General features: G+C 73.1%; 15 protein-coding genes. 7 read left to right on the top strand and 8 right to left on the bottom strand.

Annotated features, from left to right (window positions below; all coding sequences use genetic code 11):
- Positions 1–124: 124 nt before the first annotated feature.
- From FHR36_RS21205 to FHR36_RS21190, 4 genes are all read right to left on the bottom strand, one after another.
- Entirely contained in the window at positions 125–1,378 is a 1,254-nt protein-coding gene (locus FHR36_RS21205; protein WP_253799738.1) for a sugar ABC transporter substrate-binding protein, read from the bottom strand.
- A 155-nt stretch (positions 1,379–1,533) separates the two neighbouring features.
- Positions 1,534–2,100 (bottom strand): DinB family protein, encoded by a 567-nt coding sequence (locus FHR36_RS21200; protein WP_380231049.1) that lies wholly within the window; start codon positions 2,098–2,100, stop codon positions 1,534–1,536.
- A gap of 84 nt (positions 2,101–2,184) precedes the next feature.
- A complete protein-coding gene (locus FHR36_RS21195; RefSeq protein WP_253799737.1) occupies positions 2,185–2,661 on the bottom strand; it encodes a hypothetical protein in 477 nt (158 codons plus the stop codon).
- A gap of 178 nt (positions 2,662–2,839) precedes the next feature.
- The gene (locus tag FHR36_RS21190; protein ID WP_253799736.1) at positions 2,840–3,226 is read right to left on the bottom strand and encodes a hypothetical protein; all 387 of its coding nucleotides are present in this window, start codon (positions 3,224–3,226) and stop codon (positions 2,840–2,842) included.
- Between the two features lie 171 nt (positions 3,227–3,397).
- Here FHR36_RS21190 and sigJ point away from each other — a divergent pair, with 171 nt between their 5' ends.
- The 3 genes from sigJ (at position 3,398) to FHR36_RS21175 (ending at position 5,523) form a co-directional block, all read left to right on the top strand.
- Positions 3,398–4,360: an RNA polymerase sigma factor SigJ gene (sigJ, locus tag FHR36_RS21185; protein ID WP_253799735.1), complete on the top strand. Its 963-nt coding sequence runs from the start codon at positions 3,398–3,400 to the stop codon at positions 4,358–4,360.
- 100 nt (positions 4,361–4,460) lie between these two features.
- Positions 4,461–4,889 (top strand): VOC family protein, encoded by a 429-nt coding sequence (locus tag FHR36_RS21180; RefSeq protein WP_253799734.1) that lies wholly within the window; start codon positions 4,461–4,463, stop codon positions 4,887–4,889.
- 40 nt (positions 4,890–4,929) lie between these two features.
- Positions 4,930–5,523, top strand: coding sequence for a hypothetical protein (locus FHR36_RS21175; protein WP_253799733.1), 594 nt, complete (start codon positions 4,930–4,932; stop codon positions 5,521–5,523).
- Positions 5,524–5,550: 27 nt separating this feature from the next.
- On the opposite strand, the gene FHR36_RS21170 is transcribed toward FHR36_RS21175, so the two are convergent.
- Positions 5,551–5,898, bottom strand: a complete 348-nt coding sequence (locus FHR36_RS21170; protein WP_253799732.1) for a hypothetical protein — start codon at positions 5,896–5,898, stop codon at positions 5,551–5,553.
- 102 nt (positions 5,899–6,000) lie between these two features.
- Between FHR36_RS21170 and FHR36_RS21165 the strand changes: the two genes are divergently transcribed.
- The 3 genes from FHR36_RS21165 (at position 6,001) to FHR36_RS21155 (ending at position 9,908) form a co-directional block, all read left to right on the top strand.
- Entirely contained in the window at positions 6,001–6,600 is a 600-nt protein-coding gene (locus FHR36_RS21165; RefSeq protein ID WP_253799731.1) for a hypothetical protein, read from the top strand.
- A gap of 186 nt (positions 6,601–6,786) precedes the next feature.
- Positions 6,787–7,725: an aldo/keto reductase gene (locus tag FHR36_RS21160; RefSeq protein ID WP_253799730.1), complete on the top strand. Its 939-nt coding sequence runs from the start codon at positions 6,787–6,789 to the stop codon at positions 7,723–7,725.
- 149 nt (positions 7,726–7,874) lie between these two features.
- Entirely contained in the window at positions 7,875–9,908 is a 2,034-nt protein-coding gene (locus FHR36_RS21155; RefSeq protein ID WP_253800637.1) for a transglycosylase domain-containing protein, read from the top strand.
- 87 nt (positions 9,909–9,995) lie between these two features.
- Here FHR36_RS21155 and FHR36_RS21150 read toward each other — a convergent pair whose 3' ends face one another.
- On the bottom strand, positions 9,996–10,388 hold the full coding sequence (locus FHR36_RS21150) for a nuclear transport factor 2 family protein (RefSeq protein ID WP_253799729.1): 393 nt from the start codon (positions 10,386–10,388) through the stop codon (positions 9,996–9,998).
- Between the two features lie 97 nt (positions 10,389–10,485).
- On the opposite strand from FHR36_RS21150, the gene FHR36_RS21145 reads away from it, so the two are divergent.
- The gene (locus FHR36_RS21145; protein WP_253799728.1) at positions 10,486–10,935 is read left to right on the top strand and encodes a MarR family winged helix-turn-helix transcriptional regulator; all 450 of its coding nucleotides are present in this window, start codon (positions 10,486–10,488) and stop codon (positions 10,933–10,935) included.
- A 102-nt stretch (positions 10,936–11,037) separates the two neighbouring features.
- Here FHR36_RS21145 and FHR36_RS21140 read toward each other — a convergent pair whose 3' ends face one another.
- Both FHR36_RS21140 and FHR36_RS21135 read right to left on the bottom strand, forming a co-directional pair.
- The gene (locus FHR36_RS21140; RefSeq protein ID WP_253799727.1) at positions 11,038–11,817 is read right to left on the bottom strand and encodes a class I SAM-dependent methyltransferase; all 780 of its coding nucleotides are present in this window, start codon (positions 11,815–11,817) and stop codon (positions 11,038–11,040) included.
- Between the two features lie 2 nt (positions 11,818–11,819).
- Entirely contained in the window at positions 11,820–12,569 is a 750-nt protein-coding gene (locus FHR36_RS21135) for an ABC transporter permease (RefSeq protein WP_253799726.1), read from the bottom strand.
- Between the last annotated feature and the right edge of the window lies 1 nt (position 12,570).

The raw sequence follows: 12,570 nt of genomic DNA, 5'->3' as shown, positions 1-12,570 counted from the left end.
GACGGTGATAGCAGGTGCGCGGCCGCGACCGCCAGGGGCGTGCGGTGACGAGCGGTGACGATCCGTCGGCTCGGGGCGCGGCCCCGCCCGCGGGGAGGTGGGGCGGGGGCGGGGCCGCGGGCTTTCAGTGGCCGAGCTGGTCCTTGATGGCCTTGCCGGCCGCGGCGACCGCGGGTGGGACGGGGTCGCCCTTGATGGTCTGGTGGATCAGGGTGTTGAACGGGCCCCAGATGGCGGACATCTGCGGGATCGAGGGCAGCGGGACGCCGTTCTTGGCGGCCTGCTCGAAGGCGGTGACGTCGGGGTCGGTCTGGCGGGCGTGGTCGAGGGCGTCCTTGAGGGCGGGCATCCGCGGTTCCGCCTTGAAGAGGGCGTCGGCGAGGTCGAGGTTGCCGAGGGTGGAGAGGACGAACTGCTGGCCGAGGTCCTTGTTCTTGCCCTTGCTGGAGACGAAGAAGGACTGGACACCGACGAACGAGCGCGCGGGCTCCTTGCCGGCGAAGCCCGGGACCGGGGAGATCGCGTAGTTCATCCCGGCGGACCGGACGTCGGCGAGCCGCCACGGACCCGAGACCAGGAACGGCGTTTTGCCGGAGGTGAAGGCGGCCGCCGAGTTGTCGGAGTTGTAGCTGTTGCGCAGGACGCCGGAGCCCTTCTCGCCGAGCGCCGCGATCTTCTCGAACGCCGCGACCGACGCGGGCGTGCCCACACCCATGTCGGACGGGTCGGAGTCGCCCTGCGAGTCGGTGCCGAACAGGTAGCCGCCGCCGGAGCTGAACAGCGGGTACATGTGGTACGTGTCGCCGGACTGCCCGTCCGGGGAACTGACGGTGTAGCCGACCGCCTGCGAGACCTTCCCCGCCTTGCGCAGCGACTCGCCGGTGGCGACGAGCTCGTCGAAGGAGCGCGGGGCGTCGGGCGCGAGCGCGGTGTTGCGGAACAGCACCAGGCTCTCGACTGCGTACGGGATCGCGTAGAACTTGCCCTGGTACGTGACGGCCCGGCGGGCGACGTCGACGTAGTCGCCCATCCGGTTGTCGAGCACCTCGATGGGGTCGATCAGCTCGTTCTGTACGAGGTTGCCGATCCAGTCGTGGGCGCCGACCATGACGTCCGGGCCCCGCCCCTCCTGGGACGCCTTGACGAACTCCTCCTGCTGGTTCTCGGCGATCGCGACGACCTCCGCCCGCGCGCCCTTCTTGGCGGCGAACGCCTCGGCGAACGGGCGCAGGACGTCGGCCCGCTTCTGGTCGGCCCAGATCACCAGCGTCCGGTTCGAGCCGGCCGCGGCGTGCGGGGAGGCGCCCGTCGAGCCGCAGGCGGACAGGCCGAGTGACAGGCAGATCGCTCCGGCGAGGAGTGCGAGGTGTCTTCGCACGCGTGGCTCCAGTCGAGAGGGTGGGGGCCCGGCCGGAACCGCCGGGTGCGCAGAAGCTAGCAACGCCCTCTCGCCAGGGCAAGATCTTGCTGAAAATTACAGAAACTTTTCCGGGAGGTTTCCCGGCCGCTCCGGACCGCCGCCTGAACCGCCGCCTACTGGCCCACCCGCCCGTCCACGCACTCGCGCAGCAGGTCGGCGTGCCCGCAGTGCCGGGCGTACTCGTCGACCCGGTGCACCAGCAGCTCCCGGACCGCGATCCGCTCCCGCCCCACCCGGGCGCCCGGGTCGCCGTGGCGGGCGAGTTCGGCGTCGGTCGCCGCCTGCTCCCGCTCCAGATCGGCGAACGCCGCGTCCACCAGGGCCGGGTCGCCGACGGCGCCGTCGAAGTCCGCGTCGCGCTTGCCGTACAGCTTGGGCAGCGGCTCGCCGTCGGTGATCCAGTTGCGCCAGTCCCGCTCCACCTCGGCGAGGTGCCGGACCAGACCGAGCAGTGACATCGTCGAGGGCGGCACCGAGCGGCGTGCCAGCTGCTCCGCGTCCAGGCCCTCGCACTTCATCCGGAGGGTCAGCCGGTAGTTCGTCAGGAAGTCACGGAGGGTGGCTAGTTCGCCCTCCGGGCTCGGGCCCTCGCTGTTGCGCGGGTCGCGATCGGGGTCGGCCCACATGTCGGGGTGGACGGTTGCCTCGGTCCAGCGCTCGGGTCGATCGTTCACGTTCATGCGGTGCATGGTGGTCGGTGCCCGCCCGCGCCGCCACCGAGTTTCGCCGCACGCGCAGCACCTCGCCGGAGAACCGGGCTCTCGTCAGCGCGGCTTCGGGTAGCGGCGCGAGTGGCGCATCAGCGCCCGGACCTCCTCGGCCCGGGCCACGTGCTCGTCCGACGACAGCCGGCGGCCGCCCTCCAGGTCCTCGGGCCGGACGTCGACCACCGTGCCGTTCGGCCGGCACCACGCGCACACCCGCGACTCCGCCAGCAGCCAGCCGTCCTCGCACCCCAGCGGGCACTCCGAGGCGGCCACCAATTGCATCGCCACCTCGTCCGCCCGGTCCGCCAGCTCACCCGGCGGCACATGCGCGAACCGCTCGTACCAGCGCCGCTCGATCCGCTCCCGCAGCACGCTCGGACCCACGTCCTCCGCCAACTGCCGCGCGATCTCCTCGCGGACCGCCCGCGGCAGACCGCCGCGCCCCTCCAGCGCACGCACCAGCGGTCCCGGGAACGCCCCGGCCACCCACACCGCCGGATCCTGCCCGAACGCCAAGAACGCGCTGCTCACCATGTCACCATCCTGCTGCCCGATCCCGCGGGGCGCCGCCCGGCGAAAGCCCGCCAGCCGGTGTCGGCCCGCACCGCACCTCACCTCGACCGTAGCGGACCCGCCCGGACGGCTTCGGCGGATTGCATCCGATAGGCCCGGATTCGGCGACGCCGCAGCAGATCCGGCCGGTTGCGGACGGTTACGGGCGGCCGCCGCGGCGCCCCGTGCCCCGGAGCGCCAGCACACTCAGGACGAGCATCAGGACGCCCAGCGGCACATGCACCGCCCGCACGTGCGCGATGCCCAGCACCACCTGCACCGAGGCCAGCACCAGGGACCCGGTCGCGTACAGGATCGGTCTGGGCGCCGCACCGCCCGGCCGCCACGCCAGCACCGCTGCCAGCACGTACAGCATCGACGCCCCGTACATCACCCGCGCCCCGACGCCGTGCACCATCTCGCCGTGGGACGTGACCAGCAGCAGCCCGGCGGTGGTCGCCTGGAAGAACAGGGCCGCGGTCTGCAGTGCGACTGCGACCTGGAGGAAAGTCAGGCTGCGCTGCTTCGCGATCATCGGTGCGGTCATGGCACGGTCCCCTCGTCTGCCCCGCGCGACGCTCGCGCGGCGGTGGATCGGTACGGTCTCGGTGGTGCGACGACGCGGGCCGGTGAAATGTGAGGCGGGACGCCTCACCATCCGGTGCGCTGCTTCGTCGTAGGGGTGGAGCGCAGGGTCGAGCGGAGGGGGAGCAGCGGCATGAGCAGCACATCGGGGTCGCCGGAGGACGGCGGGCGGACCGAGCCCGCCCTGAGCGCGGTCGTCGGCGAGCGGCGCCAGCTGATCAACCTCTGCTACCGCCTGCTCGGTTCGCTCGCCGAGGCCGAGGACGCCGTGCAGGAGACCTACACCCGCTGGTACGCGATGGCGCCGGAGCGGCGCGACGCCGTCGAAGCGCCCGGCGCCTGGCTGACGACGGTCGCCACCCGGGTCTGCCTCGACCTGCTCGGGTCCGCCCGCGCCCGGCGCGAACGCTACGTCGGCAGCTGGATCCCCGAACCGCTGCCCGACCGGTCCGAGTGGGCCGGCGCCACCCTCGGCGGCGACCGGACCGGCCCCGCCGACCCCGCCGACCGGGTCACCCTGGAAGAGTCGGTGACCATGGCCTTCCTCGTCGTCCTGGAGTCGATGACGCCGGCCGAGCGCGTGGCGTTCGTCCTCCACGACGTCTTCCGCTACCCCTTCGCCGAGATCGCCGACATGGTCGGCCGGACCCCCGCCGCCTGCCGCCAACTGGCCACCTCGGCCCGCCGCCGGGTCCGCGCCGCCCAGGCCCCGCAGGCTGCCTCGGCCGGACAGGCGGGCGCGGTGGTACGGCAGTTCAAGCAGGCCTGGCAGGCCGCCGACATTGCCGCCCTCGTCGACCTCCTCGACCCCGACGCCAGGATGACCGCCGACGGCGGCGGCCTGGCCGGCGCGGCCCTCCGCCCGGTCGACGGCGCCGAACGCATCGCCCGCTACCTGGTCCACTTCGCCGACCGGGCCCCCGGCCTCACCCTCCTCGAACGCACCGTCAACGGCCACCCCGGCCTGATCGCCCAGCACGCCGGCCGCACCGTCACCGTGGCCGCCTTCGCCCTCGACGCCGGCCGCATCACCCACATCTGGGCCGTCCGCAACCCCGACAAACTCCGCCCCTGGAACACCGACTCCCGGACCTGACCCACCGCCACCATCCGCTGCCCCGTAGGGTCGCCTCCGGAGAGAGTCCGTTCCGGCGGGCCGGTGGACCGGTCGCCGTTCGAGGAGAGTGAGATCGCCGATGAACCAGTCGTCGCAGCAGGGGCCGGCCGTCACCGCCGGGATGCGGGTGCGCATCGCCCGACCGTCGCGGGACCTGGCCGCGGTCGAGCGGTTCTACGTCGGGGCGCTCGGGCTCGACGTGCTCTGGCGGACCGAGGAGAGCGTGCCCGGGGAGCACGACCTGCTGATGGCCGGGCCGGCCGGCGGCACCTGGCACTTCGAGTTCACCCGCGACCCGCTGAAGCCCCTCGATCCCACGCCCACCGTGGACGACCTCTTCGTCCTCTACCTGGCCGGGCCCGTCGAGGACGCCCTGGTGGACCGGCTGATCGCCGCCGGGGGCACCCGCGTCCCGGCGCACAACGCCTACTGGGACGAGTACGGCGTGACCGTCGCCGACCCCGACGGCTACCGGCTGGTCCTGTGCAGCCGCAGCTGGAACAGCTGACCGCGCCCGCCCGCAGGGAGAGCGCTGGCAGAATCGGGGGATGGACGTCCCCAAGCTGTTGGAAGCCGCCTCCTTGCTGGTCCCGGAGGAGACCGCCACCGAGAACGACCTCACGGTCAACGACGTCTGGGACTACCTCATCCACGACGAGTGGGAGGTGGCCCTCGGGCTGCTGGAGGACCTTGGCGACGTCCAGCCGCTTCCGGTCGGCTTCTGGGAGACCCTCGCCACAGCGGCCGAGCACATGCAGCTGAGGAAGAGTGCGGCCTGGTGCCATTGGCGCTGCTACGAAGCCCGTCACGGGATCATCCGAGCCGACCTCACCCTCCGGCCGGCGAACGAGAGCCGGCGGCAGACCCCCTTCTCGGGAGCAGGGATGCTCCGGCCGATGTGGAACATCGGAAACCGAACGCCGACCGGCGAACCGACCCTCGACATCGCAGTCCTCTGGGTCGAACTCACGCCCCTCCTGGGGCCCGGCGAGCGATCCTCGGTGCGACTCGCACCCCTCGACCCCTCGCGGTGGCGTCACCTCCGGCCCGGCCGGACGATCGCCATGCACGAGGACCGGACCGTGGGTGGAACTGCGGTCCTCCTGGAAGTCCACGGTCCTGCGGCCACAGCGACCGCGTAGCGCACTTGCGGAGCAGGGGGTCAGGCGTCAGCGCGGGATGCGGTTGTCGGCGCTCAGGACGTCGCCTGTCGTGTTCGAGCCGACCGCGTGGCGGAGTGCGCCGATCGCGGGATCGCTGATGGAGACGGTGAGGGTGTAGCGGGGCTGGCCGGTGATGGTGTTGGACGAGTCGGTCGGCGCTTGGAGGGACCGCTGGACCGCCATGCCGTCGAAGCCCGGGCAGAGGGCCTGGACGGGCAGGGTCAGCGAGGCGGAGCCGGCGGTCTCCGGGCTGATGCGGATCCTGCCGTCGTCGGTGCGTTCGATGGAGTCGTCGAGGGCGACCGGCAGGCCGTGCGCCCCGCCGATCAGTCCGTCCGGGCCTTCGATCTCCACGGCGACGCCCTCCGGGCCGAGCGGGGCGGTCAGGTCCAGCGGCCGGGTCGCGCCCGGGCCGAGCAGGAGGTCGATGGTGAAGTGCCCGGGGTCGTCGGCGCCGTGGATCCAGAACCCGCGGCGAACGTGGCCTGCCAGCCCTCCTTCGCGGCCTTCGCGCCGGACCGCTGGGCGGCGCCGAAGGGCGTCCGCGCGGTGGCGATCTTCCCGACCATGCAGAGTGTGGCGCACGGCGACCGGTCGGTCGGGTGCCTGTACGACGCCCGGTCGGCGCCGGCCACCGCGTCGCTGCACACGGACCCGTCGGGCTTCACGGCGGAGCAGCGGGCCTACCTGGCGGCGGTGGAACCGTTCGACGCCGCCGACGCGGGGTCGCTGGACCCCGGCAGCGGGCTGGTGAGCGGGGACGACCTGGTGGGCTGGAGTCGGCGGATGGCCGACGGCGAGCAGCGCACCGTCGCCGCGCTGGAGCAGGCGAGCGTACCGGAGGCGGCCCGTCCCGAGCTCGCCGCGCTGCTGGACCGGCACCGTGCGGCGCTGACGGCGTGGCAGTCCGCGGCGGCGGCCACCGGGGCCGATGCGGTGAAGGGGCCGCTGGCCGCCGCGCTGGCGGCGGACCTGGCGGGGCAGCCGCATGCCGCGGCGGTACGCCGCGCGCTCGGGCTGGCCACGGCCGTGCCGGCCGGCAGCGGGGCGATCTGATCGGGCGGGCCGGCAGTCGCCGACGGGCCCCCGGCGGTGTGTTTCCTCGCATGGTCGAACGGTCGGGCGGCGTCGGTTCGTTCCCGATCCGGGTGTGAGGTTTCACCCAGCCGCCGGGCCTGTCGCGGCAGGACACGACGGTCCCATACTCGGGCACCTGACGGGTCGACGGTTTCGAGGAGTGCAGTGAGCACAGCGGCAGTGGTGGCGGCGGGGACGTGGAAGCTCGGTGACCTGGAGGTCAACCGGGTCGGCTACGGGGCGATGCGGCTGACCGGCAACGGGATGATGGGCAATTCGGACGCCGCGCCGATCGACCGCGAGGCCGCCGTGCGGCTGCTGCACAGCGCGTTCGAGCAGGGCGTCAACCATGTGGACACCGCCGCGTTCTACTTCTCGCCGCTGCGCTCGGCGAACGAGCTGATCAACCGGGCGCTGTCGACCTGGCGCGGCGAGGTGGTGGTGGCGACCAAGGTCGGCCCGGGACGCGACCCGTCCGGGGAGTGGCTGGGATCCGCCCGCCCCGACCAGCTGCGCGGGCAGGTGGAGGAGAACCTGCGCCAGCTCGGCCGCGACCACCTGGACGTGGTGAACCTGCGGCACAACGGTCCGGCGACGGACTCGATCGCCGAGCACTTCGGCGCCCTGGCGGAGCTGCGCGAGGCGGGCCTGATCCGGCACCTGGGCCTGTCCAACGTCCGGCCGCACCACCTCGCTGAGGCCCGGGCGATCGCGCCGGTGGTGTGCGTGCAGAACGTGTACGGCCTGGAGTGGCGCCTCTCGGACGAGAACGGGCTGGTCGACCTGTGCGGGGAGCACGGCATCGCGTTCGTGCCGTTCTTCGCCATCGCCGGCCGGCGCCGCGAGGCCGCCGCGGATACCGGCAGCGAGGCGGGCACCGGCGCGGGGGAACTCGACCGGCGGGTCCTGGAGGTGGCCCGGACCCACGGTGCGACGCCGGCCCAGGTACGCCTCGCCTGGACGCTCCACCGCGGTCCGCACGTCCTGGCGATCCCCGGCACGGCCGACCCGGCGCACCTCGCCGAGAACATCGCCGCGGGCGCCCTGCGGCTGTCCGGGGACGAACTGGCCCTGCTCGGGGGGACGGACAGCCCGGCGACCTGAGAATTCGCCCCCACATCCCGGTGAAACCCGGAGGCGTACCCGACGCGTGGTTGCAGTCGGGACCGCGAACGACGCGGTCGACATGGTGACCATCGGGAGTGGGGGCGGCCGTGGCCGGTTCGGGCGGACGGAAGGTGCGCAGCGGGGTGATGCTGGTGGGGGCCAGCGTGGTGGCGGGAGCGGTGGTGGCGGGCGTCGCGCTGCCGGCGGTGGGGGCGGTCGGGCTCGGCGCGGTGTCGGCGGTCGACGACTTCGACAGCCTGCCCGACGACTTCAAGGAGCCGGCGCTGTCGCAGGTGTCGACGGTCTACGACGCGCAGGGCGGGGTGATCGCCACGGTCTTCGACCGCGACCGGACCGTGGTGCCGGCCGAGGCGATGTCCCCGTACGTGCGGACCGCGCTGGTCGACATCGAGGACAACCGCTTCTTCGAACACGGCGCGGTCGACCTCAAGGGCGTGCTGCGCGCGCTGGACAAGAACGCCACCTCGGGGGGCACCGTCCAGGGCGCGTCCACGCTGACCCAGCAGTACGTGAAGAACGTGTTCGTGGACGCGGCGGGCGACGACCCGCAGAAGGTGCAGGAGGCGCAGCGCCAGACCCTCGGGCGCAAGCTGCAGGAGCTGAAGTACGCGATCAAGGTCGAGGAGACGCTGACCAAGGATCAGATCCTCACCAACTACCTGAACATCACCTTCTTCGGCGAGAAGGCGTACGGCGTCGAGTCGGCCGCGATGCGCTACTTCGGCGTCCACGCCAAGGACCTCACCCTGCCGCAGGCCGCGATGCTGGCCGGCCTGGTGCAGTCGCCCAGCGGGTACGACCCGGTGGTCAACAAGACCGCGGCGAAGGAACGGCGCGACACCGTCCTGCGCAAGATGGCCGAGTACGGGCACATCACCCAGGAGCAGGCGCAGCAGGCGATCGCCACCCCGCTCGGCCTCAACGTCCACCCCTCGCAGCAGGGTTGCATCACCGCGCAGCGCGGCGAGGGGTTCTTCTGCGACTACGTGCGCAAGGTGGTGCTCACCGACCCGGCCTTCGGGCGGACCGCCGCCGAGCGGCAGGCGCTGTGGCAGCGCGGGGGCTTGCGGATCCGCACCACCCTGGACCCGAAGGCCCAGGCGGCACTGGACGCCTCGGTGACCCGGCACGTCTATGCCGCCGACCGGCCGGCGACCGCGATGAGCATCGTCCAGCCGGGCACCGGGAAGATCCTCGCGATGGGCCAGAGCCGGCCGTACGGGGTGAGCGCGGAGCAGCACCAGACGCAGATCAACCTGAACGTCACCAAGGCGATGGGCGGCGGGCTGGGCTTCCCGACCGGGTCGACGTTCAAGCCGATCGTCGCGGCGGCCGCGCTGGAGAAGGGCATCCAGCCGAGCCAGAGCTACACCAGCGGCTACAGCATGCCGTGGCCGGCGATGAAGGACTGCGCGGGCGGGAAGTTCCCCTCGGCCGGCCAGGTGCACAACGACAGCCAGAACCTCACCGGGGCATTCGCCATGCCGGCCGCCATGGCCCAGTCGGTCAACACCTACTTCGCCAACCTGGAGGCCGACACCGGGCTGTGCGAGGTCTCCCGGATGGCCGCGAAGCTCGGCATCACCGAGCAGGCCGGCGGAGAGAAGCTGCAGGTCGTCCCGTCGATGACGCTGGGCAGCAACGACCTGACGCCGCTGGGGATGGCGAGCGCCTACGCTGCCTTCGCCGCGCACGGCACGTACTGCGCGCCGACCGCCGTCGCCTCGGTCACCGGGCCGGACGGCAAGGAACTGGCGGTGCCGCAGGCCGCCTGCTCCGAGGTGATGTCGGCGACCACCGCGGACACCGTCACGGCGATGCTCAAGGGCGTGGTCCAGGACGGCACCGGCAGCCAGGCCGGGCTCACCGACCGGGACAGCGCGGGCAAGACCGGCACCACCAACGAGAGCCGCCAGGTCTGGTTCGTCGGCTACACGCCCGAGATGGCGGCGGCGACCGTGGTGAGCGACACCGAGGACCCGAAGCCGCTGGACGGCCAGCGGATCGCCGGGCACGTGGTCGAGCAGGCCTTCGGCGGCACCCTGGCCGGGCCGATCTGGCGCGACGCGGTCGGGGGCGCGCTGGCCGGCGTCCCGGCCGGCCGGCTCGCGGACGTGCGGCTGCCGGACCCGCGGCAGCCGGACGCGAGGCAGCCGTAGGGTCCGGCCGTGCCCCCTCCTCGGCCGAGGGGGCACGGCGCGCCACGGGGCGGACGGGCGGACGGACGGGCGGACCGCCGCTGCGGCTCAGCGGGCGCTGCCGAGGTTCCGGTCGTGCTCGGCGCCCTCCAGCATCAGGGTGGTCTCCTCGATGCGCAGGAAACGGCCGTCGGCGGCGAACTCGCCGAACAGGTACACCTCCATGCGGACGGTGGAGCCGTCGGTCTTGGTCACCGTGACGGTGTGCCGGTCCGCGTACCGGTCGCCGTCGACGAGCTCGTCGTGCACCTCGACGGAGCCGCCGGCGACGACCTTGCGCAGGTGGGCGATGTGGGTGAGGAACTCGGTGCGGTCGGCCCAGCTGCCGTCGGTGCGCTGGCGGTACGCGGGGTCGAAGTGACGGTCGGCGGCCTCGTCCAGGTCGAGGCCCGGGGTGAGGAGCAGGTCGGTCAGGGCGGCGCGGATGTCGGTGCGGGTCATGGTGACTCCTGGGTCCGTGGGGCGATGTCGATGCGTGCCTCAAGCACGCAACCGACAGTACAGCAAAAGCGTGTGCGGCGCACGCTAATCTTGGACGGTGACCCACTCGACCGGACACGACATCGCCGAAGCCCTCGGGCTGCTCCTGCGGCGCGACACCCGCGCCCGCCTCTACGCCCGCCTCACCGACGGACTGGGGGAGGCCGTCGACGACCTCACCTACCCCGTCCTCAGCGGCCTCGCCCGCATCGGCCCCAGCAGTGCCGCCGACCTCGGCCGCGAGATCGGCCTCGACCGCACCACCGTCACCCGCCGCGCCGACCGCCTCGAACAGGCCGGGCTCCTCCAACGCCGCCCCGACCCCGCCGACGGCCGCGCCACCCTCCTCGCCCTCACCAGCGAAGGCACCCACCTGGTGGCCGTCACCCGGCAGCGCCTCGCCGACGTCATCGAGGCCTCGCTCGCCGCCTGGCCGTCAGCCGACGCGGAAACCTTCGCCCGGTACCTGCGCCGCTTCGTCGACGAGGGACCGTTCGCCGCCGACTAGCGTTGCGGGGTGCGGGCGTGACCACTGAGGGGCGCGAGGAACTGCGCGACCTGCCATCGCCCTACGTGAGCTGGTGGTCGGTCGCGCAGTTCCTCGCGCCCCTCAGTGGTTGATCGCTTGCCGCAGCTGGAGGACGCTGTCGGGCAACTCGCGCGTGGTGGGGCTGCGTTGGGCGGTGGGCAGGAGGTAGAGGCGTTCGCAGTGCCAGCCGGCGGCCTCGAAGGCGGTGAGGTCGGCGAGGCCGTGCATGGCCAGCTCGGTGCCGGTGGCGCGGGCGGCGGCGGTGAGGGTGCGGGCGGAGGCGGGGGAGAGGACGTCGCAGATCCAGGCGCCACCCGCGCCGACCGCCTCGGCGATCTCACCGGCGAGCGCGCGGACCTGAGGCTCCGTGAGGTAGGTGAGCAGCCCTTCGGCCAGCACGAGGGTGCGCCGACCGACCGTCCGAGGTCGCAGCAGTCGGGCGAGGGCGGAGAGGTCGCGGAGGTCGCAGCGCAGCCGTTCGACCGGGACGGCTGCGTCCGCGGCGGGCAGCAGGCGGTCCTTGAGGTCGAGGACGGGGGCGCAGTCGATCTCGACCACCCGGCAGCCGGCCGGCCAGTCGAGGCGGTGGGTGCGGGCGTCGAATCCGGCGCCGAGGTTGACGCACACCTCCCAGGTCCCGTCCGCCAGCAGGTCGGTGAGCAGCCGGTCGACGGCCAGCGTGCGGGCGACGACGACCGGCGTCCCGGCGGTGTTGCGGGTGATGCGGCGGACGGGCTCCGGGCAGAGGCGGGCGAAGCGCTCGGCGTACGGGTCCCGCAGCCCGCCGTCCGGTGCGCCGGTCGCCCGGGCCCGGGCGAGGGCGGTGAGGAAGGCGGTGGCGGGGACGTGGTCGGCGGGCACGGTCACTCCCAGCGGAACAGCCGGACGGCGGCGGCCGTGCCGAGCACGACCACCCCGGCGAGGACCGAGAGGTCGAGGGCGACGTCGGCGGAGCCGTCCAGCCAGGCGTGCTGGAGCAGTTCGACCGCGTAGGTCGCGGGCAGGGCGTCGCTGATCCGCTTCATCGCTGAGGGGAAGATCTGCAGCGGGACGGTCGCCCCCGAGAGGAAGATCATCGGGAAGTAGACCAGGTTGGCGACGGCCACCGCGGCCCGCTCGGACCGGGCGACGGCCGCCACCACGCCGCCCAGGGCGTACATCGCCAGGGTGGCGAGGACCAGCGCCCCGGCTGTGGCGGCGGTCGCCGCCCCGGACGGCGGCAGGTGCAGGTCGAAGAACAGGCACCCGGCGGCGACCAGCAGCAGTGCGCCGAGCAGGCTGAGTGCGATGTTGACCAGGCCCTGGGCGACCAGGAACGCCGAGGCGTCCACCGGTGTCGCCCGGAAGCGCTTGAGCACCTTGCGGTCGCGGTACTCGGCGAGGCCGAGCGGAAAGCTCATCAGCCCGGTGACGGAGACCACCAGCACCAGGTAGGCGGGCACCGACATGTCGACCGTGCCGCGGCCGTCGAACTGCTGCGACGGCTTGTTGCCGTAGATCCCGCCGAACATGCAGAGCATCAGCACCGGGAAGGCGAGGGCGAAGAAGACGGGTGCGAAGTTGCGCATCATCCGCCGCCACTCGAACCGGAGGATCGGCCACAGTGTCGCCATC

The organism is Kitasatospora cinereorecta, assembly GCF_024172095.1.
GTDB classification, from domain to species: Bacteria; Actinomycetota; Actinomycetes; order Streptomycetales; family Streptomycetaceae; genus Kitasatospora; species Kitasatospora cinereorecta.
This window is presented reverse-complemented; position numbering and strand designations above follow the sequence as displayed.

Bases quoted from the DNA above. Each gene is read 5' to 3' on its own strand.
- FHR36_RS21200 (WP_380231049.1), bottom strand. From the start codon at position 2,100: ATGAACGTGAACGATCGACCCGAGCGCTGGACCGAGGCAACCGTCCAC.
- FHR36_RS21195 (WP_253799737.1), bottom strand. From the start codon at position 2,661: ATGGTGAGCAGCGCGTTCTTGGCGTTCGGGCAGGATCCGGCGGTGTGG.
- FHR36_RS21190 (WP_253799736.1), bottom strand. From the start codon at position 3,226: ATGACCGCACCGATGATCGCGAAGCAGCGCAGCCTGACTTTCCTCCAG.
- sigJ (WP_253799735.1), top strand. From the start codon at position 3,398: ATGAGCAGCACATCGGGGTCGCCGGAGGACGGCGGGCGGACCGAGCCC.
- FHR36_RS21180 (WP_253799734.1), top strand. From the start codon at position 4,461: ATGAACCAGTCGTCGCAGCAGGGGCCGGCCGTCACCGCCGGGATGCGG.
- FHR36_RS21175 (WP_253799733.1), top strand. From the start codon at position 4,930: ATGGACGTCCCCAAGCTGTTGGAAGCCGCCTCCTTGCTGGTCCCGGAG.
- FHR36_RS21155 (WP_253800637.1), top strand. From the start codon at position 7,875: ATGCTGGTGGGGGCCAGCGTGGTGGCGGGAGCGGTGGTGGCGGGCGTC.
- FHR36_RS21150 (WP_253799729.1), bottom strand. From the start codon at position 10,388: ATGACCCGCACCGACATCCGCGCCGCCCTGACCGACCTGCTCCTCACC.
- FHR36_RS21135 (WP_253799726.1), bottom strand. From the start codon at position 12,569: ATGGCGACACTGTGGCCGATCCTCCGGTTCGAGTGGCGGCGGATGATG.